The organism is Nocardiopsis sp. NPDC006198, from assembly GCF_040613895.1.
Lineage (GTDB): Bacteria > Actinomycetota > Actinomycetes > Streptosporangiales > Streptosporangiaceae > Nocardiopsis > Nocardiopsis tropica.
This window is the reverse complement of the sequence record NZ_JBEXSY010000056.1, coordinates 23,637-43,744: the sequence shown is the minus strand read 5'-3', so window position 1 is coordinate 43,744 and position 20,108 is coordinate 23,637. Positions and strand designations below refer to the sequence as shown.

General features: G+C 74.0%; 14 protein-coding genes. 5 read left to right on the top strand and 9 right to left on the bottom strand.

Annotated features, from left to right (window positions below; all coding sequences use genetic code 11):
- Positions 1-88: 88 nt before the first annotated feature.
- Positions 89-1,285 (bottom strand): hypothetical protein, encoded by a 1,197-nt coding sequence (locus tag ABZ234_RS27070; RefSeq protein WP_355013901.1) that lies wholly within the window; start codon positions 1,283-1,285, stop codon positions 89-91.
- 164 nt (positions 1,286-1,449) lie between these two features.
- On the opposite strand from ABZ234_RS27070, the gene ABZ234_RS27065 reads away from it, so the two are divergent.
- From ABZ234_RS27065 to ABZ234_RS27055, 3 genes are all read left to right on the top strand, one after another.
- Positions 1,450-2,040 (top strand): DUF1707 domain-containing protein, encoded by a 591-nt coding sequence (locus tag ABZ234_RS27065; protein WP_267950515.1) that lies wholly within the window; start codon positions 1,450-1,452, stop codon positions 2,038-2,040.
- 133 nt (positions 2,041-2,173) lie between these two features.
- Entirely contained in the window at positions 2,174-3,562 is a 1,389-nt protein-coding gene (locus ABZ234_RS27060) for a class II fumarate hydratase (protein WP_267946546.1), read from the top strand.
- A 215-nt stretch (positions 3,563-3,777) separates the two neighbouring features.
- Positions 3,778-5,736, top strand: a complete 1,959-nt coding sequence (locus ABZ234_RS27055; RefSeq protein WP_355013900.1) for a protein kinase — start codon at positions 3,778-3,780, stop codon at positions 5,734-5,736.
- 61 nt (positions 5,737-5,797) lie between these two features.
- On the opposite strand, the gene ABZ234_RS27050 is transcribed toward ABZ234_RS27055, so the two are convergent.
- Positions 5,798-6,439 carry a lytic transglycosylase domain-containing protein gene (locus ABZ234_RS27050; protein ID WP_355013902.1) on the bottom strand — a complete coding sequence of 214 codons (642 nt, stop codon included), beginning with the start codon at positions 6,437-6,439 and terminating at the stop codon, positions 5,798-5,800.
- Between the two features lie 58 nt (positions 6,440-6,497).
- The gene (locus ABZ234_RS27045) at positions 6,498-7,184 is read right to left on the bottom strand and encodes a lytic transglycosylase domain-containing protein (RefSeq protein WP_355013899.1); all 687 of its coding nucleotides are present in this window, start codon (positions 7,182-7,184) and stop codon (positions 6,498-6,500) included.
- Between the two features lie 412 nt (positions 7,185-7,596).
- On the opposite strand from ABZ234_RS27045, the gene ABZ234_RS27040 reads away from it, so the two are divergent.
- Entirely contained in the window at positions 7,597-11,718 is a 4,122-nt protein-coding gene (locus ABZ234_RS27040; RefSeq protein WP_355013898.1) for a hypothetical protein, read from the top strand.
- Between the two features lie 72 nt (positions 11,719-11,790).
- Here the strand turns inward: ABZ234_RS27040 and ABZ234_RS27035 are convergent, their stop codons facing one another.
- The 3 genes from ABZ234_RS27035 to ABZ234_RS27025 all read right to left on the bottom strand — a co-directional run bounded on the left by ABZ234_RS27035 (position 11,791) and on the right by ABZ234_RS27025 (position 14,873).
- Positions 11,791-13,056: a PhoH family protein gene (locus tag ABZ234_RS27035; protein ID WP_267946550.1), complete on the bottom strand. Its 1,266-nt coding sequence runs from the start codon at positions 13,054-13,056 to the stop codon at positions 11,791-11,793.
- Between the two features lie 351 nt (positions 13,057-13,407).
- Positions 13,408-14,169: an isoprenyl transferase gene (locus tag ABZ234_RS27030; protein ID WP_267946551.1), complete on the bottom strand. Its 762-nt coding sequence runs from the start codon at positions 14,167-14,169 to the stop codon at positions 13,408-13,410.
- A 92-nt stretch (positions 14,170-14,261) separates the two neighbouring features.
- Positions 14,262-14,873: a sigma-70 family RNA polymerase sigma factor gene (locus tag ABZ234_RS27025; RefSeq protein WP_267946552.1), complete on the bottom strand. Its 612-nt coding sequence runs from the start codon at positions 14,871-14,873 to the stop codon at positions 14,262-14,264.
- A gap of 317 nt (positions 14,874-15,190) precedes the next feature.
- Here ABZ234_RS27025 and ABZ234_RS27020 point away from each other — a divergent pair, with 317 nt between their 5' ends.
- A complete protein-coding gene (locus ABZ234_RS27020) occupies positions 15,191-16,558 on the top strand; it encodes a serine/threonine-protein kinase (RefSeq protein ID WP_267946553.1) in 1,368 nt (455 codons plus the stop codon).
- 31 nt (positions 16,559-16,589) lie between these two features.
- Here the strand turns inward: ABZ234_RS27020 and ABZ234_RS27015 are convergent, their stop codons facing one another.
- The 3 genes from ABZ234_RS27015 to mca form a co-directional block, all read right to left on the bottom strand.
- The gene (locus ABZ234_RS27015) at positions 16,590-18,668 is read right to left on the bottom strand and encodes a thioredoxin domain-containing protein (protein ID WP_355013897.1); all 2,079 of its coding nucleotides are present in this window, start codon (positions 18,666-18,668) and stop codon (positions 16,590-16,592) included.
- 161 nt (positions 18,669-18,829) lie between these two features.
- Complete coding sequence (locus ABZ234_RS27010; RefSeq protein WP_267946555.1) at positions 18,830-19,105, bottom strand: hypothetical protein; 276 nt, start codon at positions 19,103-19,105, stop codon at positions 18,830-18,832.
- A 5-nt stretch (positions 19,106-19,110) separates the two neighbouring features.
- Positions 19,111-19,989 carry a mycothiol conjugate amidase Mca gene (gene mca / locus ABZ234_RS27005; protein WP_267946556.1) on the bottom strand — a complete coding sequence of 293 codons (879 nt, stop codon included), beginning with the start codon at positions 19,987-19,989 and terminating at the stop codon, positions 19,111-19,113.
- Positions 19,990-20,108: the final 119 nt, after the last annotated feature.

Sequence of the window (20,108 nt, the reverse complement as noted above, 5' to 3'; positions counted from 1 at the left end):
AACTCGCGCCCGCGCCCCACCCCGAAGTGGACGACCAGGGCGGCGAGCGGCGCCAGCGCCGCCACGCCGGCCGGCCCGCGTGCGTCTCTCAGCCGCCCAGGGGCGTGAAGGGGTCGGGGGTCCCCGCCGTCCACCGGTTCAGGTGGGCGACCCCGGTCTCCAGCGTGCCCCCGTCCCCGGTGCGCCGGCCGCGTTCGACGACGTAGAAGCGACCGTCGTCCAGGGAGACCAGGCCGTACTGGCCGCCGGTGTCCCAGCCCCGGACCCCCGACTCCCCGTGGAGCATGCCGTCCCGGCGCAGCGGGAGCAGCAGGCCCTGCTCGTCGTCCTCCTGGCCTCGGACCGTGCCCCGCACCGGGGGCCGGGAGCCGTCGACCACGAAGAGGGAGTAGTTGGGGAAGTGCGGCTTGACGCCCTCGTAGACCGCCATGAACCAGTCGCCGGTGTGCGCGTCGTACTCCAGGTTCTGCACGCCGTAGGTGGTGTTGCCGGTGTACACGAAGTACTTGCCCCCGACCCGGGGCGGGCCGCTGGTGTGGGGGGCGTCCTGGTCGAGCGGGCGCTCGTACCGCCTCCACGAGGAGGTGTCGTACTGGAGCAGGACCTGGTGGTCGTTGTCGGCGCGCCCGGGGTGGGAGTAGACGCCGTAGGCGACCGTCAGCACCTCGCGGCCGCCGCCGCGGCCGAATTCGGGGCCGAAGGCCACCCCGTCGATGCCGCTGGACCCGTAGCGGTGGTCGGCCGTGTCGGCGACGTTGCCGTCGAACACGCCGTCGCCGTCCATGTCCGCGGTGTAGTCCTCGACGACCTCGTCCAGGTGGACGGTGGTCAGGACGCGGTCGTCCTCCGCGTCCATGCCCGGCCGCGTGATGCGGTCGCCGTCGAAGATCGCGATGTAGAACGCCTCGGCCGCCTTGTACTCCAGCGATCCGTAGACGCGCCCGTCCCGGTCGTTGAAGTCGAGGTCGCCGAGGTGGCCCGTGAGGCCGGTGACCGTGCCGATCACCCGGCCGTCCAGGTCGGTCTTGACGACGGTGTCGGTGAAGGAGAAGTACATGTGCCCCTTCTCCTCGTCGAGCGCGGCGCCCTGGACGTGCCCGGACGGCCACGCGCCGCCGTCCACGGACAGGGGCGGCCCTCCCCCGGGCTCCCGCTCCGGGGAGTCGGCCGCCGCCGTGGCGGGCGCCAGCACCGCCGCCACCGCGAGCGCCGCCCCGAGCGCGCCCGCCGCCCGGGCCCCTCTCCTCCATGTACCGGTTCCGCGCATCCCGCTCCCGCCCTCCACGCCCTCACCGTGTGCTGTCGGTAGGAAGCTATGCGCGTCCGGTGAACCGCGCGAGACCCCCAAGGGAACCCGGCGCGCACAACTGCGGGAGCCGCCGCCCCGCGGGGCCGCGACCGCGTCCCGGTCCGCCGGGCACGCACTAGGGTGGCGGTGTGAGTGAGGAAGTGTCCCCCGAGCGGCTCCGCGCCTCCGACACGGACCGCGAGCGCGTGCTGAAGGCCCTGCGCGACGCCGCCGCCGACGGCCGCATCGACCTGGAGGAGTTCGAGGAGCGCTCCTCACTCGTGCACGGGGCCCTCACCCTGGGCGAGCTCCCCGGGATCACCGCCGACCTCCTCCCCGTCGAGCGCCAGCCCATCCGCCTGGACCCGCAGCCCCTGGTCGGGCTGTTCGGCAACACCGCGCGCCGGGGGCGCTGGGTCGCCTACCCGGGCGAGTACGCGGTCGCCGTCGTCGGACGGGTGGAGGTGGACATGCGCGAGGCCCTCCTCATGCACAACCACCACCGGATGACCGTGACCGCCGTCCTGGGCCGTGTGGAGATCGACGTCCCCGAGGGCGTCGAGGTGCGCCTGACCGGCTGGTCGTTCCTGGGGCGGCGCACCACCACCGCACGCCGCTCCGGCATGTCCGACCCCCCGGTGCTGGAGATCGACGGTTTCTCGCTCTTCGGGGTGGTCCGCGTGCGCGCGCCGAGGCGCCGCCGCTTCCTCGGCCGGCTCCGCCGGGCGCCCCGCCGCGGCATCGGTTCCTGAACGCGTCCGCTTCCACCTGCGGCGATGTCAACATGACGCGTGCAACACCGCCAAGCCCGGGTGAGGTGACGGTGTGCCCGGATGCGTCTGGCAGGCTTTGTGTCACAGGTTTTCCCAGGAGAGATGGGTTGCAATGAGTGAGTTCCGTATCGAGCACGACTCGATGGGTGAGGTCAAGGTCCCGGCCGAGGCCAAGTGGCGGGCTCAGACGCAGCGCGCCGTCGAGAACTTCCCGATCTCGGGCCAGGGCCTCGAAGGCGCCCACATCGCCGCCCTCGGCCAGATCAAGGCCGCCGCGGCCAAGGTGAACGCCGAGCTCGGCGTCATCGGCGAGGACCTCGGCAAGGCGATCCGCGAGGCCGCCCTGGAGGTGGCGGACGGCAAGTGGAACGACGAGTTCCCGATCGACGTCTTCCAGACCGGTTCCGGCACCTCCAGCAACATGAACACCAACGAGGTCGTGGCGACCGTCGCCAAGGAGCGCACCGGCCTCGACGTCCACCCCAACGACCACGTCAACGCCTCCCAGTCGTCCAACGACGTGTTCCCCTCCTCCATCCACATCGCCGCCACGGCCGCCGTACAGAACGACCTGGTCCCGGCGCTGCGGCACCTGGAGGGCGAGCTGTCCCGCAAGGCGGAGGAGTTCGCGTCCGTCGTCAAGAGCGGCCGCACCCACCTGATGGACGCCACCCCGGTGACCCTCGGCCAGGAGTTCGCCGGGTACGCCGCCCAGGTGCGCTACGGCGTGGAGCGCCTGGAGGCCTCCCTCCCGCGCGTGGCCGAGCTCCCGCTCGGCGGCACCGCCGTCGGCACCGGCATCAACACCCCCGAGGGCTTCTCGGCCCGTGTCATCGCCGAGATCGCGTCCCACACCGGCCTGCCCCTCACCGAGGCCCGCGACCACTTCGAGGCGCAGGGCGCACGCGACGGCCTGGTCGAGCTGTCCGGCCAGCTGCGGACCGTCGCGGTCGGCTTCGCGAAGATCGCCAACGACATCCGCTGGATGGGTTCCGGCCCGACCACGGGCCTGGGCGAGATCTTCCTGCCCGACCTCCAGCCCGGTTCCTCGATCATGCCCGGCAAGGTCAACCCGGTCCTGTGCGAGGCCGTCCTCCAGGTGTCCTCGCAGGTCGTGGGCAACGACGCGGCGGTGGCCTTCGGCGGTGCAAGCGGCAACTTCGAGCTGAACGTGCAGCTGCCGATGATCGCCCGCAACCTGCTGGAGTCGATCCGGCTGCTGTCCAACGTCTCGCGGGTGTTCGCCGACCGCTGCGTCGCGGGCATCGAGGCCAACGCCGAGCAGTGCCGCGTCTACGCCGAGTCCTCGCCGTCGATCGTCACCCCGCTCAACCGCTACATCGGCTACGAGGAGGCCGCCAAGGTCGCCAAGCAGTCGCTCAAGGAGAAGAAGACCATCCGCGAGGTGGTCCTGGAGCGCGGCTACGTCGAGGCGGGCAAGCTCACCGAGGAGCAGCTGGACGACGCCCTCGACGTGCTGAAGATGACCAACTCCCGGTAGGCGGGAGCCGTCCCCGCGGGCGGCGGTCCGCGGTGTCCGCGGGGCGCTCCGCGCGGGCGGGGCGCCCCGCCGCCGGGCGGCGGCCGGTCCGCGGGGGCGACGGCCGTGCGGCGCTCCGGTTCCACTCACCTGCCCCCCGGGAACCTTCCACACGCGGGAGGCGTCCGACATCCTTGTCAGAGCACCCGAAAGGCCCGCCTTCGAGAGGGCAGTACATGTCGAGCAACAGCGACAGCGACAGCGAACAGATCGTCGCGGACCGCTACATCCTGCGCCGTGAACTCGGACGCGGCGGTATGGGCGTGGTCTGGGAAGCCTTCGACCCGTCCCTGGACCGCGTCGTCGCGATCAAGCAGGTGCTCCTCCCCGACCACTTCACCGACTCCGAGCGCGCCGACGCGCACGGGCGGGTCCGCCGCGAGGCGCGTTCGGCGGCGCGCATCAGCCATCCCACGGTGATCACCGTCCACGACGTCTTCGAGTACGACGGCGACCCGTGGGTGGTCATGGAGCTCGTGGAGGGCGGGTCCCTCCAGGACCGGCTCAACGAACAGGGCGCCCTCCCGCCCGACACCGTCGCGGAGATCGCGGAGTCCCTGCTCAAGGCGGTGCAGGCGGCGAACGCGGCCGGAGTCCTGCACCGGGACATCAAGCCGGGCAACATCATGATGTCCCTGGACGGCCGGGTGATCCTCACCGACTTCGGCATCGCCACCATGGAGGGCGGTCCCAGCATCACCCGGACGGGTGCGCTGATCGGCTCCCCGGAGTACATGCCGCCGGAGCGCCTGGAGGGCGGGCCCGCGGAGCACCGGGGCGACCTGTGGAGCATCGGCGTGACCCTGTTCGCGGCGGTGGAGGGCACGTCGCCGTTCCGCCGGGACAGCCTCACCGCGGCCATCGCCGCCGTCATCTCGGCGCCCCTTCCGCCGATGACGCGTGCCGGACGGCTGGAGCCGGTCATCACCGGCCTCCTGGAGCGCGACCCGGACCGGCGGCTGACGGTGGAGGGCGCGCTGGCGCTCCTGCGCGGGCAGGGGACCTCCGGCGGGGGCGTCGGCCCGGCGGGCGCCGCCGGAGCCGCGGGGGTCGCGGGGGTCGCGGCGGGCGCGGCGGGCACAGGCCCCGGCACCGCCCCGGGCGCCGGCGGCTCCCCGTACGCCCACGGTTTCCGGAGCGGCGGGTACCCCGCTGCCGGGCCACGGGCCGGCGGCCGCCCCACGGGCCCCGGGACGACCGGGCACGGCCCGGGGACGCCCCTCCCCCAGGGCCGGCCCCGCCCCGGGGGCCCGGTGACGCCGCAGACCCCCTTCCCGCCCGGCCGACGCCCGGCCGCCCCGTACGGGCACTCCGGCGGGGGCGGCACGGGCGGCCGCGGAGGCGCCACGGGCCCCCTCCACTCGGGGGGCCACGGCGGCTCCGGGCGGTCCGGTTCCGGGAGCGCATCGACGGCCAGGGTGCTGTTCGGCGTCGGCGCCGGCCTGCTGGCCCTCCTCCTCGTCTCCGTGGTCGCGGTGGCCGTGGTCCTGAGGTCGGGCGGCGCCGCGGGGGAGGCCGCCCCCCAGGAGGCGCCGACGCAGGGCGGCGCGCCTCCGGAGGAGCCGTCCCCGTCCGCGGAGCCCGGCGGCGGCAGCGGCGGCGAGCAGGCCGCCGCGGCCGAGGGGGACGACGGCGGGGAGCCGCCCTCCTACGACGAGCTGGACACGTTCAGCTCGCAGTGGTTCGACGTGGCCCACCCGGCGGGCTGGGAGGTCGACGACAGCGAGATCGACAACAGCCTCGCGGTGTTCGTCGCCCCCGGCAGGGACCACCAGGTGTGGGTGACCGGGTGGACGGAGGAGGAGTTCACGGGGACGAGCGCCGAGTACCTCCGGCAGACCAACGGCGGCACCGACGCGGACCAGGACATCACGACGGACTACTCCGAGCTGGAGCTGGAGGAGTTCGACGAGGACGACTACGGGGAGGGCTGGGACGTCGCGATGGTGGAGTCCGACTTCACCAACGAGTCGTGGGCGACACCGGAGCGCCGCTTCTGGTCCTACGCGATCAGCATGGAACACGAGGGCAGCAGGGTCTTCTACATGGTGAGCGTCAACGTCCCGCGCGAGGACGGGGACTTCTACGACGACCTCCACGAGGAGGTCGTGGAGACCTTCACCCCGCACCTCTGACCGGGCCCCGGGCACACGACGGCCCCCGCGGTGTCCCGCGGGGGCCGTCGTGTGCTCGGGATCAGTACCAGCCGATGGACTGGGAGTGGGCCCACGCCTCACACGGGGTGCCGTAGCGCCCCTTGATGTAGTCGATGCCCCACGCGATCTGGGTGGCGGGGTTCGTCTGCCAGTCGGAGCCGTGGGAGGCCATCTTGCTGCCGGGCAGCGACTGGGGGATGCCGTACGCGCCCGAACTCGGGTTCGAGGCGGTGTGGTTCCAGTTGCTCTCCTTCTCCCACAGGGGTTCGAGGCAGCCGGAGAACTGGTCCTCGCCCCAGCCCTCCGCGAGGACCATGTCGAGGGCGATCGACTTGGGGTCCCCGGTGAACTCGGGAACCTCCTCCTCTTCCTCCTCTTCCTCTTCCTCCTCGATGTCGCTCCCGTCGCCCTGGGCCGTTCTGACCCCGGCGCCGAGGGCGGCCTCGCTCTCTCCCCGGGCCTGCTGTCGCAGCTCCTGGAGTTCTTCCTGCGTCAGCTCGGAGGAGGCGAAGAACTCGTCCTCCCCGGTTTCGGTGTCGGCTGCGGATTCCTCGCTGTCCGGAACGGCGGCGCTGGCCGCCATTTCCGGGTCGACCCCGTCGTCCGCGAACGCGGAGACGGCGAACGTCGCACCCGCGACGAGGGTCGCCGCGCCGATCACCGCTGTACTGCGCAGCGACATTCGGTTGAGTAGCACGATTGCCTTTCCCAAGAGGGGGTTATTGGCAGGGAAAGCCCCATTAATACCAGTTGTTCGCCTGGGAGTGGGACCAGGCGCCGCAGGGGTTCCCGTACCGGTCCTTGATGTAGTCGATGCCCCACGCGATCTGGGTGGCGGGGTTGGTCCGCCAGTCGTCGCCGTGGGAGGCCATCTTGCTGCCGGGCAGGGACTGCGGAATGCCGTAGGCGCCCGAACCCGGGTTCTCCGCGGTGTGGTCCCAGTTGCTCTCCTTCTCCCACAGGGGTTCGAGGCAGCCGGAGAACTGGTCCTCGCCCCACCCCTCCGCGAGGACCATCTCCAGGGCGATCTCCTTGGCCGAGCCCGCCGGGACGGCGGCCGCGCCGCCGGAGGGGTCCGCGGGGTCCGCGCCGCCGCCGGAGGCGGTGGCGCCGGGTTCGGGCTCCGGTTCGGGCTCGGGGATGTCGCTCCCCGTCCCGCTGGCGGACCGGAGGCCCTCCTCCGCGGCCGCCGCGGCCTGCCGGCGGCTCTCCTCGCGCTCCTCCCCGCCGACCGCGGAGGGCTCGGCGAAGAAGTCGTCGGCGCCGTCCCCGGACTCCTGGTCGGGGACCACCGCGGCGGACGTGAGCCGTTCGGGCTCCACCGCCCCGGTCTGCGCGAACGCCGCCACCGTGAAGGCGCTTCCCGCGACCACGGCCGCGGCTCCGACGGCGCTCGCACGGCGCAGTGAGGTTCGGTCGATCAGCAAGGAGTGGCCCTTTCGCGTAGACGCACACGTGCCTTCGTGGGGCTGTTCGTGTGCGGTGCTTCGCCGCCGCTGACCACGTGGCCCGGACTGTGCGCGGAGGGGACGGGTCTTCTTCCGTTCGACCGACCGCGGCGGGGGACTTCCACGTGGGAGGGAGTGTTCTGTGCAGCGGACTCAGCCTGCATCATCGTCACGGCCAAGTAACGCCAGTTTTACTATGCCTTGGGTCACATCACGGAATGTGCCTGCATTGCGGACCTCTGACCTGCGCAGCGACACGAAGAGTCAAGTTCCGGTCAAGCGGGTCCACGTGTGCTCCACGTCTCCGCACCGGGGGACGCGGCTCTCGTCACCGCCCGGTCTGAGTACGTGTACCGATGCGCGCGGGCGGGGCCGGGGACAGGATGGCGGTATGAACGCCCCAGGATCCCCACCGTCCCCCGCGGGTCCACGGCTCCACTGCCCGGACTGCCGCGCCCCGCTCCCGGCCGGCGTGCGCGCGTGCCCGCGGTGCGGACTGGCACTCGTCGGCGACACCGCCCGGCGCCTCTGGCTGATCGACTCCGAGATCGCGGAGATCGACGGCCGCAGGCACCGCCTGCTCGGCGAGCGCGCCGTCACGATGCGCCTGCTGCGCCGCGAGTCGCTCCCGGGGCGGCCGGGCACGCCCCTTCCCGGGCGCGCGCCCGCCGACGGCCGCCCCGGAGCCGTCCGGGCCGAGGGCGGCCCGCGGCCGCCGCTCGGCTCCGCCGCCCCGGGGGGCCCGGCCCCCGCGTCCGCCGGACACGCCTCCGAGCCCGTCGGCGAGGTCACCCGGCGCTCCGCCCAGAACGTCGTCCTCGGGCTGGGCGGCCTCCTCGTCGGCATCGCCGCCCTGGTGTTCGCCGTCTGGTCCTGGAGCGACCTGGGCACCGGCGCCCGCGCGGGCGTCCTCGGCGCCACGACCCTGGCCTTCGCCCTCCTGGCCCTCCCGCTGCACCGGCGCGGCCTCAGGGCGACCGCCGAGACCTTCGGAGCCGTCGCCGCCGCCCTGCTGTGCGTCGACGCCCTCGCCCTGGGCCTGCTCCTCTCCGACCGGATCTCCAACGGGCCCGGCTACTCGGCCGCCGCGCTGGCGGCCGTCGGCGCGCTGACGGCGCTCTACCCGCTCCTCGTGCCGCTGCGGTCCCCGCGCGTCGTCGCCGCGCTCGTGGCCCAGCCGGTCCCGGTGCTGCTGGTGGTGGCGCCCGGGGACGGGTTCCTGCCCTGGACCCTGCCCGCGCTCGCCGCCACCGCCCTCGCCGACCTGCTGCTGGTCCGCCTGCTCGGCGGCCCGCGCGAGGGCGTCCCCGTCCGCACCCTCCACGTGACCGCGACGGTCCTGTGGGGGTTCTCCCTCGCCCTCTCCGCGGTTCTCGTGCTCGCGGTCCCCGCGGCCGGCGACGCCGGCTCCTGGTGGGCCCTGGCGGCGGCCCTGCTGGTGTCCGGCGTGACGGGGCTGCTGTTCACCCGGCGCCCGCTGCCCTCCCTCCCCCCGGCCGGCGCCGGGCCGTCGGCGGTGCACGCCGTGGTCGCGCTCCTCGCCCTGGGGGCGGCGCCCCTGGCGGCCGGGCCCGCCCACCTCCCCGTCCTCCCGCGCGTCCCGGACACGTTCTGGTCCGAGGCCCCCGGCACCGCGACCGCCGCGGCCGCCGGGGTCCTGGGGCTCACCGGTCCCGGCGCGCCCCCTCTGTCCGGAGCCGCCTGGCTGGCGGCCGTCGCGGCCGCCGCCGTCCTCGCCCTGGCGGCCACGGCCCTGCTGCGCCGCGACCTCCTGGCGCACACCTCGGCCCTGGTGGCCCCGCCGACCCTGCTGGCCGTCCCCCTGCTGCTGCCCCTGCCCCTGGCGGTCGCGGTCGTGTGGGCCATGCTCGTGGGCGCCGCGCTGGTCCTCGGCACCGCCCTCCTCCCCCGGCGGGGCGCGGGCCGGGTGTCCGCGGCCTCGGGGAGCCTCACCGTCGCCACGGGGGTCCTGTGGTCCCTGCCGGACCAGTACACGTCCCTGGCCGCGCTCCTCCTGGCGGGCGCGGTCCCGCTGGCCGGCCTCCTGCTGTTCCGCCGCGCCGACCGCGCGGGCGACGCCCCCGCTTCCCTGTACGGGGCGTGCCTGCTGCTGTGGGCGCTGGCCCTGGCGGCCGGGACGGTCTTCCTGGCGGCGCTGACCCTCGGCGGGGACGCGGCGCGTCCCGCCTGGTGGCTCCTCGCCGCCTCCACCCTGCCGGCGGGCGCGACCGCCCTGCTGTTCGGCAGGGTCCGCAGGCCGTTCGCCTCCCCCGCGGCCGGAACGGCGCCCGGAGGCGGTCGTGCGGCGTCCCGGACCCCCGCCCCGGACACCGCCGACCCCCGGACGGCCTTCACCCTGTTCGGCCTCCTGCTCCTGCCCTCCGCCCCGCTGCTCGCCGGAGGGGGCCGTGACCCCGGGCTGGCGGCGCTCCCCGGCCCGTACGCCCCCTGGACCGCCCCGGCGTCGGCGATGCTCGACCCCGCCCACCGGGTGCTGGGGCTCTCGGCCCCCTCCGGGACGGCCGCCGCGCTGGGCGCCGCGCTCGGCGTGCTCGTCGCCGGCGCGCTGGTGGTGGCCCTGGTCCTCGTGGTCGACCGGAGGTGGACGGTGACCGCGGCCTCGCTCGCCGCGCCCACCTCCCTGGTGCCGCTGCCGGTGCTCCTGGGCCTGCCGTACGCGGCGGCGGTGGTGTGGACGGTGTTCGTGGGAGCCGCGCTGCTGCTGGGCGTCACGCTCTCCGGCCGCTCCGGACTCGGCTGGGTGCCGACGGCGACCGGTTCGGCGACCCTCGTGCTGGGCCTGCTCTGGTCACTCCCCGAGTACCGCACGACGCTGTCGGCGATCGTGCTGGTCGCGGCGGCCTCCCTGGTGTCGGCGCTGCTCCTGCGCCGCGTGGACTCCCCCGGAGCCGCGGCCCGCACCGCGCCCCTCGTCCCGGGGGCCCTCGCCCTCCTCGCCGGCGGGGCCTCCCTGGCGGCCTCCTTCACGCGGCCGGGACCGCCCGAACCCGTGGCGTGGTGGTTGTCGGCCGCGGCCCTGCTGTGCGTCGGCGCCGCCGCGGTGGCCTCGGCCCGGCCGCACCGCCCCGGGGCGCCCCGGCCGACCCTCGGCCCCGTGCCGCGGCCCGCGCTCCGGGCGGCGCCCCTCACCCTGCTCGGGCTCCTGCTGCTGGGGGCCGTCCCGCTCGTGGCCGGTCCCCGGTCGCTGCCCGCGCTCGCCGCGGCCTCCCGGGCGTACCCCCCGGGGACGGCCCCGCTCCCGGCCCTGACGGACCCCGCGTACGCCGTCCTCGGCCTCGCCCCGCTGCCGGGACCGGTCGCCGCGGCGGCGGTCGCCGGTGTCCTGGTGTCCGGGCTGCTCTCCGTCGGCGCGGTCGCCGTGCTGGCCCGCAGGTGGACGCCGCACGCCGTCGCCCTGGTCGCGCCGCCCGCGCTGGCCCCGCTGCCCGTGGTCGCCGGCGCGCCGTTCCTCCTCGCCCTGCTGTGGGTGCTGGCGGTGGGATCCGCTCTCGTGGTGTGGTCCGCGCTGCTGCGGGACGGGCGCACGAGCCCGCTGCCGGGGCTGACCGGCCTCCTCACCCTGGCGCTGGGGCTGGGCTGGGCGCTCGCCGAGGAGCACACGGTCGCGGCCGCGCTGATGGCCGCCGCGGTGGTCGCGTCGGTGGCCGCCGCACTGGCGCGGACGCCCGTCCCGGCCCTGGGCGGCACCGCGGCCGCCACGGCCCTCACCGGCGCGTTCGCCCTCGCCCTGCCCCTGGCCCTGGACGCGCCGGCGGAGTACGCGGCGCTGGCGCCCATCGCCCTGGTCGCCGCCGTGGCCGCGGTCGTGCCGAGGCTGCGCGGGGCGCTGGTGCCCGCCGCGGAGGTCCCCGCGTGCCTGTGGGCGGTGCTGGCACTGGCCGTCTCCCTCGGCGCGGGGGCACGGCCGGAACTGGTGGCGCTCGCGCTGGCCCTGGTCGGCGTGATCGCGTCGGCCACCGCCGTGCGGCCCGGCCGGTCGGGGTTCGCGGTGGTCGGCGGCCTGCTGATGTTCGCCGCCCTGTGGACCGCGCTCGCGGCGTGGGACGTGACGGTGCCCGAGGCGTACACGGCGCCGCCGGCGTTCGCCGCCCTGGTCATCGGCTGGGAGTGGAGCCGCAGGGCGCCCGCCCCGCCGTCGAGCTGGGCCGCCTACGGCGGCGGTCTGGCGCTGCTGTTCCTGCCGACGGTGGTCCTGGTGCTCACCGGGGACGGCATGGCGTGGCGGGTGCCGGCCGTGCTGGTGCTCGGGGTGGCCGTCACCGTGTGGGGGCTGGCGGGACGGCTCCGGGCGCCCCTGGCCCTGGGAGGGCTGGTGCTGGTGGCCACGTCGGCGCGGGCGTTCGGGCCGCCCCTGTGGGACCTGGCCCGGCTCGCGCCGAACTGGGTGCCGTTCGCGGTCGTGGGCCTGCTCCTCCTCGCCGTCGGCGCCCGCTACGAGGCGAGCCTGGCGAGGCTGCGGAGCCTGGGCCGGCTGGTGTCGGGCATGCGCTGAGGGGCCGGAACCGGCACGCGCGGACGGCGGTCCGGGCCCGGCCTCCGCGGCCGGGCCCGGACCGCCCTCGCGTCAGTTCTCCAGCAGCTCGGTGACCAGGGCGGCGATCGGGGACCGCTCCGACCGGGTCAGGGTGATGTGCGCGAACAGCGGGTGGCCCTTGAGCTTCTCGATCACCGCGACCACGCCGTCGTGGCGTCCCACCCTCAGGTTGTCGCGCTGGGCGATGTCGTGGGTGAGCACCACCCGCGAGTTCTCCCCGAGCCGGGACAGGACGGTGAGGAGCACGCCGCGCTCCAGTGACTGGGCCTCGTCCACGATCACGAACGCGTCGTGCAGCGAGCGGCCCCGGATGTGCGTGAGCGGGAGGACCTCCAGCATCCCCCGGTCCACGACCTCCTCGATGACGTCCTCGCTGGTCACAGCGGACAGGGTGTCGTGCACCGCCTGGCCCCACGGTGTCATCTTGTCGTTCTCGGTGCCGGGCAGGTAGCCGAGTTCCTGGCCCCCGACCGCGTACAGGGGCCGGAACACCATCACCTTGCGGTGCTGGCGGCGCTCCAGGACGGACTCCAGCCCGGCGCACAGCGCCAGCGCCGACTTGCCGGTGCCCGCGCGCCCGCCCAGCGACACGATGCCGACCTCGGGGTCGGTGAGCAGGTCGAGGGCGATCCGCTGCTCGGCGCTGCGCCCGTGCAGACCGAACACGTCCCGGTCCCCGCGCACCACCTTGACCGACTTGTCGGGCCGCACCCGGCCGAGCGCCTTGCCCCGCTCGGACACGAGCACCAGCCCTGTGTGGCAGGGGAGCTCCCTGGCCTCCTCGATCTCACTGGTACCGCTCTCGAACAGCTCACCGATCTGGTGGGCGGGCACGTCCAGTTCGGCCATGCCCGTCCAGCCGTGCTCGATGGCGAGCTCGGCGCGGTACTCGTCGGCCGGGAGGCCGATCGAGGCGGCCTTGATCCGCATCGGCAGATCCTTGCTCACCAGCACGACGTTCCCGCCCTCCTCCTGGAGGTTGCGGGCCACCGTCAGGATCCGGGTGTCGCTGTCGCCGAGCCGGAAGCCCGCCGGCAGGATCTTCGGATCACTGTGGTTGAGCTCCACACGGAGCGTTCCGCCCTGGTCGTTCACCGGTACCGGGACGTCCAGTCGGCCGTTGGCGACCCGCAGGTCGTCGAGGCGGCGCAGCGCGTTGCGAGCGAAGTACCCGAGTTCCGGGTGGTGTCGCTTGCTCTCCAGCTCGGTGATCACCACCACGGGGATGACCACCTCGTGCTCGGCGAACCTGGCCATGGCCATCGGGTCGGCGAGCAGGACACTGGTGTCGAGCACATGGACGCGCCTTCCCCGGCCTACCTCCGTGTGGGGGTCGGCGGGGGACTGGGTGTCACGGCGATCGGTCGAGGAACTAGCCACTCGTTCTCCCCTTGGGCACCGCGGGGGCGCCCTACTGTCACGGGATCATGGAGGACCGGGACCTGGCCCCAGAGGGCCGGGTCCGGCCCTCCTCGTCGACGTTCCGCGAGGGCGGAGGAGATCAATGAGCCGGGGCCTCCCGAACGGGTGGATGCACACCACCCGCTTGTTCCGACGCTACGCGCCCGCGACCCCGTTTCCAAGGGTCCCGCCCCGCCGCGCGGTGAACACCGCGTTAATGGGCAGGCCGACCGGGGGGACCGGGGGTCAGGAGCCGAAGCGCCGGTTGCGCGCGCCGTAGGAGCGCAGTGCACGGAGGAAGTCCACCCTGCGGAACGCGGGCCAGTAGACCTCGCAGAAGTAGAACTCCGAGTGCACGCTCTGCCACAGCATGAAGCCCGAGAGGCGCTGCTCCCCCGAGGTGCGGATGAGCAGGTCGGGATCGGGCTGGCCGCGCGTGTAGAGATGCCGTGCGATGTCCTCGATGTCCAGGCGCTCGGCAAGCTCCTGGATACCGGTGCCCTTGGCCGCCTCCTCGTGGAGGAGGGACCGAACCGCATCAGCGATCTCACGTCTACCTCCATACCCGACGGCGACGTTGACAACCAGGCCGGGGTTGCCGGATGTCGCCTCTTCCGCCTCCTTCAGGGCGCGGGCGGTGGAGTCGGGCAGCACGTCGAGCGCGCCGACGGGGCGCGTGTTCCACCCCTCCTCGCGGAGCCGGGCGATGGTCTGCTCGATGATGCGCACCAGCGGGCCCAGTTCGGACTCGTCGCGGGTGAGGTTGTCGGTGGACAGCATCCACAGGGTGACCACCTGCACACCGACCTCGTCGCACCAGCGCAGCACCTCGAAGATCTTGTTCGCGCCGGCCTGGTGGCCCTCCTCGGCCGCACGGAGGCCGCTGCTCTTCGCCCATCGGCGGTTGCCGTCCATGGCGACACCGACGTGGCGGGGAATCTCCTGGCTGGTCAGCTGGCGTTCGAGCCGCCGCTCGTAGAGCCAGTACAGGGGGTCTCGGAGCCCCATTGGCGAAACCTCTCAGAGCTGGATCAAAGACAGCACACTCCTGTGAAGGATGTGCCGACGGGGATTCCTCCAGAGTAGTTCGCCCCGGGGCGCTACGTCACAGCCAGGGACTTGCGCACGTGCTTGCGGCCCTGGTGGATCCGGGACTTGACGGTGCCCAGGGCGAGGTTGAGCTCGGAGGCGATCTCGTTGTAGTCCATCTGGCACAGGTCGCGCAGGACCAGGGGGGCGACCAGGTTGGGGCGGTCCTTCTCCAGCTGGTCCAGTGCCTCGAGGAGGTCGATGCGGGAGCCGGCGATGACGCTGGTGGTCCGGGGATCGCGCTGGTGGGGCATGCGCTCGGCCTCGGTGGGGAACTCGGCGGACCTGCGCTTCATCGACCGGTAGGTCTGGCGGGCGGAGTTGGAGACCACCGTGTACAGCCAGGTGGTGAAGAGTGAGTCGCCCTTGAAGCTGTCGATCTTGCGGGCCACGCGGAGCAGCGCGTCCTGGCAGGCCTCCTCCGCGTCCTGGCGGTAGGGGAGGAAGCGCGCGCACCGGCGGAGCACCTCGGGCTGGATGCGCCGGAGGAGGTCGTCCAGGGCCGCGGCGTCGCCGTGCTTGGCCCGTCGCGCGAGGTCCTCCAGCTCCTCGTCGACGTTGCTCGCCACCCGCCGCCGGGGCGCCGGGGTCTCCTCGTTCTCCGTGTGGTCACTACTGCGCATGGCTGGTCTCTCCCTGACTGACGGCGGACGTCCGACCGTCCTGTTCGGACGCGTGTGCGCCCATCGGTTACGAGGGTCACACGTCAACGGGACGTCCACGGATCCCCTTCGGCTCCGTCCTCGCGAAGCCTCGCATCTCGCCGCGACCATTCGCATGGCGTACAGAACCCGTCGGGGGCTCCCCCCAGTTTCCACGCCACGGGGGTCTCGGCGCTACCCGGAGAGGGGATCATATCCGCGGGAGACAACATGAAGGCGTAGATGGTGTATTAGTGGGCAACGAACGCGTATCCACCCCCCTAGACACCGAGGCGGAAATGAGCCAACCGGAGGCCTTCGGACGGTACCGCGTCATCCGGCGCCTGGGTTCCGGCTCCTTCGCCACGGTCTGGCTGGCGCAGGACGATCTGCTCAACTACCCGGTGGCCATCAAGGTACTCGCCGAGAACTGGGCGCACCAGATGGACATCCAGCACCGGTTCCTGGAGGAGGCGCGCATCCTGCGCCAGACCGACTCCACGTGGCTGGTGGCGGTGCACGACGTCGACGTGCTGCCCGACGGGCGCCCCTACATGGTGATGACCTACGCCGACCAGGGGAGCGTGACCGACCTCATCCGCCGGGGCCAGCTGCCCCTGGACGAGGCCCTGCGGCTGCTGACGGAGATCGGCCAGGGCATCACCGTCCTGCACAACCACGGCACGATCCATCGCGACATCAAGCCCTCCAACGTCCTGCTCCAGTCCTCCCCCGTGGGGCAGCGGGTCCTGGTCGCGGACCTGGGGTTCGCGAAGGCCATCGACGAGGCCTCGGGGTTCACTGCGGCGGCGGGCACCCCCGGCTACATGTCGCCCGAGCAGAGCATCCCCGGCGGCGACCTGGACGTCCGGTCCGACGTGTACTCGCTGGGCGCGGTCGCCTACGAGCTGATCACCGGGCGCCCGCCCTCCCGCCCGCCCGTCAAGGTCCCGCCTGGCCGGATCCGGCCAGGCCTGCCCCGCGCCCTCGACGAGCTCATCCTCTCCGCGCTCTCGGTGGACCGGGAGAGCAGGCCGGCGGACGCCAAGACCTTCACCGACCGCGTCAGGGCGATCCGTACGGAGCCCGACCTGCCCAAGGCGGACCCGTGGTGGCAGCGCTACCAGATGCCCTGGCGGCGCACGGTCACCCTGGCGGCCTCCCTGCTGCTGGTGGCGGCGGGCGCGACCGCGTCCACCGGCGCCCCGGGCATGGCGCTGACCACGGTGAGGGACGCCAGCCAGAACATCCTCGTGAACGTGCCCTCGGTGTGGGCGCGCGAGTTCCACACCGACCTCGCCGCCGGTCCGGCCGCGGCCGGGGCCGGCGCGGGACCGGGGCTGCTGGTGGCGACCGACGCGGACGACTGGCACTCCACCGAGGTGCCCTCCTACGGGGTGTACGCGACGGTGATGCCCGGCTCCCGCAGGCTCAGCGGCGTCTCCGGGGCCGACCCGTGCGGGGGCTCCCCGGAGGAGCGCGAGCTGCACACCCCCACCTGGGAGGGCACCGTGTGGGACTGGCCCGAGTGCAACGGCGGCGGCGCGTTCACCAGCGCCGCCGTGCACCAGCCGGGCGTGCCCACGACCGTGTACATGGAGATCCGGCAGCCCGCCTACCGCCCGGACGTGGTGAACGACATCATCGGCGGCACCCGGCTGGTCTGACCGGGGGGCGCGTGTCCGCGCCCCCCGGCGGTCAGGGCGTCCGGGAGAGCAGCTGGGCCCGGAGCTCCTCGGGCGAGGTGACCGGGAGCTTGCAGACGAACCCCTCGCACACGTAGGCGGTGGGAGCTCCTCCGACCCGCACCCGGTCGCGCAGCAGCGGCACGCCGCCGTCGTCGAGGCCGTCGCCCCGGGACAGCGCCGTACCGAGGGGCGCCCAGGTCAGGGCGGTGCGCACCAGCTCCTCCGTCCGGGGGTCGCCGGGGTCGCCGACCACCGCGACGGCGCGCGGCCCCGACAGGGCGGCCTCGCCCGCGGCCAGGCCCCACCCGGCGAACCGCGCCGCCTTCTCGGCCAGCAGCGCCACCGGCGCCAGGGCGCCCTCGGCCGCCGTCCTGTGTCGTTGCGAACCGGTCAGCGCGGCGTGGGTCACGAGCGCGGACGCGGCGGCGGAGCGCCCCGAGGGGGTCGCGTTGTCGGTGGGGTCCTGCGGGCGGCTGAAGAGCTTCTCCGCGTCGTCCGCGGTGTCGAAGAACCCGCCCGCGCCGTCGCCGAAGTGCTCCAGGACGGCGTCCAGGAGCTGTCCGGCCCCGTGCGCGTAGCGCGGATCGCCGGTCACCCCGTGCAGGGCCAGCAGACCCTCCGCCACGTCGGCGTAGTCCTCCAGGACCCCGGCGCTGCCGCCCGCCCTTCCGTCCCGGGACGTACGCACCAGGCGGCCGTCCCGCAGGTGGACGGTGAGCAGCAGCTCCGCCGCGTCGCGGGCGGCCTCCACCAGGTCGGGGCGCTCCAGCAGAGCCCCCGCCTCCGCCAGGCCGGCGATCGCCAGCCCGTTCCAGGCGGCCACCACCTTGTCGTCGCGGGCGGGAGCGACCCGCTCCGCCCGGGCGGCCAGCAGGGCCTCGCGGACCCGCTGGAAGCGCCACGTGTCGGCGGGAGGGACCGGCAGCCGGAGCACGGAGGCGCCCCGCTCGAAGGTGCCCTCCTCCGTCACCTCGAACACCCCGGCCGCGAAGGCGGCGTCGTCCGCGTCCAGGACCTCGCGCAGCTGGGCGGGGGACCACACGTAGTAGGTGCCCTCCTCGCCCTCGCTGTCGGCGTCCAGCGCCGAGGCGAACCCGCCCTCGGGGGTGCGCAGGTCGCGCAGCATCCAGTCGGCGGTCTCCTCCGCCACCCGCAGCAGCAGGGCGCGGGTGGCGGTCTCCGAGGTCCCGGCGCCCCGGCGGACGGGGCGCCGGCCCATGCGGAGGTAGGCGCGCAGCAGCAGCGCGTTGTCGTACAGCATCTTCTCGAAGTGGGGCACCACCCACGCGCGGTCCACGGAGTAGCGGGCGAACCCGCCTCCGAGCTGGTCGTACAGGCCGCCCCGGGCCATGGCCAGGGCGGTACCGGTGGCCATCAGCCGTGCGGGGGTGGCCTCGCCCGGGGCCCCGGCGCCTCCGCCGGAGGCCCCCTCTGCGGGGAAGGGCCGGGTGCGCTCGTCCTGCGCCGTGAGGAAGGACAGCAGCATCGACGGCGGGAACTTGGGCGCGTCGCCGAAGCCGCCCTCCGCGCTGTCGTAGTCGCGCACCAGGGCGTGGACGGCCAGGTCCAGCTGGTCGGCGGAGGGCGGCGGCGCGGAGGGCAGGGTGCGCGGGGCGCCGAGCGCGTCCACGACCCGCTTGCCCTGGTCGAGGAGTTCGGGGCGCTTGTCGCGCCAGGCGGTCGCCACGCCCTCCAGCAGCCGCTGGAAGTGGTCGCGCGGGAAGTAGGTCCCGCAGTAGAACGGGGCGCCCTCGGGCGTGGCGAACACGGTCATGGGCCACCCGCCCTGGCCGGTCATGGCCTGGGTGGCCTCCATGTAGACGGCGTCGACGTCCGGGCGCTCCTCGCGGTCCACCTTGACGTTGACGAAGTGGGCGTTCATGCGCGCGGCGGTCGCCTCGTCCTCGAAGGACTCGTGGGCCATCACGTGGCACCAGTGGCAGGCCGCGTAGCCGACGGAGACGAGCACGGGAACGTCGCGCCGGCGCGCCTCCGCGAAGGCCTCCTCACCCCAGGGCCACCACTCCACGGGGTTCTCGGCGTGCTGCAACAGGTACGGGCTGGTCGCTTCGCTCAAGCGGTTGGACATGCCCCCACTGTGCCACCCGCGGCCCGGGTCCGCCCGGTTCGCCCCGGAGCGGGAGCCCCCCTCCCGGAAACCGCCCCGCCGGGTCATGGCGGGGAACGGTCCCCGGGGAGCGCTCCCGCCGGCCCGGGCCCCGCAGGACCGGCCGCCGGGCTCCCGGGGCGTCAGGCCCTGGGCTCCCCGGCGCCGTCGGGGGCGGCGGAGGCGGCCACCCCGGCCGCCCCGTCGTCGGAGGCCCGGGCGGTGCCGCCGGCCTCCGGCGACCCGTCGCCCTCCTTGGGCAGGGCGCGGAGCTTGCCCGTCAGGCTCCTCATGAGGAAGTACAGCACGACGCCGATCGCGAAGATGACGAGGAAGCCCATGACCCCGGGTGTCACGGTGTTCTTGTCCAGCGAGAAGTCGTTGGCCGCCACCGCCGCGGAGGTGAGAAGGGTATTCATGCCGCTCATACTCTCACTGCTTCTCGGACACCCGCGAAGAGGTCCTTCTCAGGGACCTCTGTGTCCACCAGCGAGCGCACCAGGTGGTAGTCCTCGGTCGGCCAGGCCTCGGCCAGGACCTCGTTGGGGACGGCGAACCAGAAGCCGTTCGGGTCCACCTGGGTCTCGTGCGCCTTGAGCGCCTCGTTCGCGACGTCGAACTGCTCGCTGCAGTGCACCCGGGTGGTGATCTCCCACCTGGGGTACTCGCGCTCGTTGATCCGCTTCATCCAGTCCTCGAAGGGGTTCTCGATGCCGCGCTCGGCCAGGACGGTCGCCAGTGCCTCGAACCGCTCCGGCGGGAACGAGACGAAGTAGTACAGCTTCAGCGGCTGCCAGGGGTCCCCGGCCTCCGGGTAGGCGTCGGGGTCGCCCGCGGCGTCGAAGGCGTGCATCGACACCTTGTGGGTCATGATGTGGTCGGGGTGCGGGTAGCCGCCGTTCTCGTCGTAGGTGAGGATCACGTGCGGGCGGAACCGGCGGATGGACTCCACCAGCGGCGCGGAGGCCTCCTCCACCGGCAGGGTCGCGAAGCACCCCTCCGGCAGCGGCGGCAGCGGGTCGCCCTCGGGCAGGCCGGAGTCGACGAACCCGGCGAACTCCTGCTGGATGCCGAGGATCTCGCGGGCCCGGTTCATCTCCTCGCGGCGGACCGCCGCGATGTTCTCGCGGATCTCGGGACGCTCCATGGCGGGGTTGAGGATGTCGCCTCGTTCGCCACCGGTCATGGTGACGACGAGCACGTCGACGCCCTCGTCCACGTAGCGCGCCATCGTGGCCGCGCCCTTGCTGGACTCGTCATCGGGGTGGGCATGGACGGCCATAAGCCGCAGGCGCTCGGACAACGAAGGGTTCTCCTTGACTCGGTGAACACGGGCACGGGGCGTGGCTGTCCGGCCTCCCCGGGGCACGGCTTCGACGACTCACGCACGGGCCGCGTAGGGGGGCTGGCAGGTCGGGGATA